The organism is Nitrospirota bacterium (assembly GCA_040755395.1).
Classification (GTDB): domain Bacteria; phylum Nitrospirota; class Nitrospiria; order Nitrospirales; family Nitrospiraceae; genus DATLZU01.
In genome coordinates, this window is sequence record JBFMAX010000039.1 from 1 (window position 1) to 2,368 (window position 2,368).

Annotated in this window: 1 protein-coding gene; it reads right to left on the bottom strand. The window is 63.4% G+C overall.

The features are described 5' to 3' along the window. Positions 1 to 2,368 (bottom strand): molybdopterin-dependent oxidoreductase (locus tag AB1555_19970; GenBank protein ID MEW6248955.1); only part of this gene is annotated, 2,368 nt, incomplete at both ends.

Here is a 2,368-nt window from a genome sequence, read left to right on the forward strand (position 1 = left end):
CGTACATCTGCACCCAGTCGTTCACCGACCACTGGCTGTGCACCCGATGCCGCGTCTTGGGGGTCACGCAGTAGAACTGGTAGCCCTTCTCCCACAACGGGTTGGCATGCCGCTTGATCTCCTGCCACGGCAGCCGCAGGTTGCGGACATGCTTGTCGTCATGGTGCTGCGCCGTGATCGGAATGCCGTAGTCGTCCGGCCGAATGAACGGGTTCGACGACATGATGGCATTGGGCAGATAGGGCGTGGCCTCGGTGCCCTCGCGGTGCACGACGAAGTTCTCGCCGTACTCGATGGCCTCCGGCTCCACCCGGTAGGTCTCGATCCGCCCGCAACGGGTCCAGTGGGGCTTCGACTCGTTCGTCTCTTCCCACAGCGGATGCCGCGGATAGGTGCGGCCCATCACCATCCAGCCCTTCTCGGACTTCAGCATCACGTCCGCGTTGTAGCCATAGGCGGTGGCGCTGGCGTCCAAGGTGCGTTGCACGTACACGTCCACGCGGTTCAGGTAGACGAAGTGGAAGACCTGGCGCATCCGGGCATCGCCCGTCATCTCCGTCAGCTTCGCCGCCACCCCCGCGAACGTGTCCGCGTCGTTGCGCGTGTCGTACAGCGGCCGGATGCCGCCCTTCCAGATCTGGAACCACGGGTTGCTCACCGTGGCCGTCATCTCCGGATAGGTGAACTCCATCCAACTGTTGCACGCAAACGCCACGTCCGCATGGTTCACGTCCGAGGTCATCTCGATGTCCTGCGTCACGATCATCTCGATGTTCGGATCGACGTTCTTCACCATGTCGTAGTGGTGCTTGGAGTTGTTCAGAATGTTCACGTTGGTGACCCACCGCACCTTCGAGGGACTGGGCATGTGGGTCTTGCCGGTGAAGACCTTACGGCCGTACTTGGGCGTGTTGACGATCAAGGCCGTATCGCCATGGTTCCAGTAACCGACTTCCTCGCCATAGTAATACGACTTGGTCTTGATCTCCTTGCCGTGGGCGTTGGGGTCGAGGGTCTGATTGAAGGGATCCTCGCCCGTGTGCACCGCCAACCCGGCGCCGGACCAGGGCGTGGCGTTCCAGATGCCCGCCTTGTAGTTGCCCGACCAGGTGTGGCAGCCCGCCCCGAACTTGCCGATGTTGCCGGTGAGGGTCAGCACCAGCGCCGCCGCCCGGCCCATTTCGGTGCAGTGGAAGTAGTGGCAGACGCCTTCGCCGTTGTGCATGGCCGCCGGCTTCACCGTCCCGCTGTCCCGCGCCCACCGCACGATCAGGTCCTTGGGCGACCGGCTGATCTGATGCGTGGTGTCCAGATCGTAGTCCTGGAGATGCACCAGGTACATCTGGTAGATCGGCATCACGTCCACTTCGCGGCCGTTGAGCAGCTTCACCCGGTAGGTGCCTGTGAGGGCCGCGTCAATGCCGCTGTGGAAGTAGTGCCAGCCGACCTGCTCCCGGTGCAGCGGCACCGCCTGGTTCTTCGCCAGATCCCACACCATGAACCCGCCGAGCCGCTCGATCTGCTCCGGCTTCAGCGACTGCACCCGGCCCGAATAGCTCTTCGAGAAGTCCGGGAACTTGTAGTCCGCGATCACATCCCGCGGGTCCAAGTACTGCAGCGTGTCCGTGCGGACCAGCAAGGGCATGTCCGTCTGGCTCTTGATGTAGTCGATGTCCTGCAGGTTCTCGTCGAGAATGATCTTGCAGGCGCCCAGGAAGTTGGCCGCGTCGGTCTGCGGCCGGACCGGAATCCAGTAATCGGCACGATAGGCCGTCGGGTTGTACTCGGGCGTGATCACGACGATCCGGCAGCCGCGCTCGATCGACTCCAGTTTCCAGTGCGCTTCCGGCATCTTGTTCTCGACGAAGTTCTTGCCCCAGCTCGTGTTCAGCTTGCTGAACCGCATGTCCGAGAGGTCGACGTCGCAGTTCTGCGTGCCGTTCCACCAGGGCTGGCTGGGGTCCTGGTCGCCGTGCCAGGTGTAGTTCGAGTAGTACTTGCCGCCCTGCGCCCGGTCCGGCCCCACCTTCCGAATCCAACTGTCCACCAACGGCAGCACCCCGCCGTTGAACCGCGTGTTCATCATCTTGCCGATGATGCCGAGCACCGGCATGCCCGCCCGATGCTTGAAGCACCGGGTGCCCGCGCCCTTCATCATCTCGATCATCTCCGGCGGATAACCCTGCTCGCGCAGCCGCCGCGCCCCCGCCTCACCGCTGTACCGCGTGGCGATCAGGATGACGGCCTTCGCGACATAGGTGAACGCGGTGTCCCACGACACCCGCAGCATGTCGTCCAGGTAGCGGGCGTCGAACTTGTACTTGCTCTTCACCTGCGGCGTCAGCTCCGGCGAGCCGTCGTCCATCCA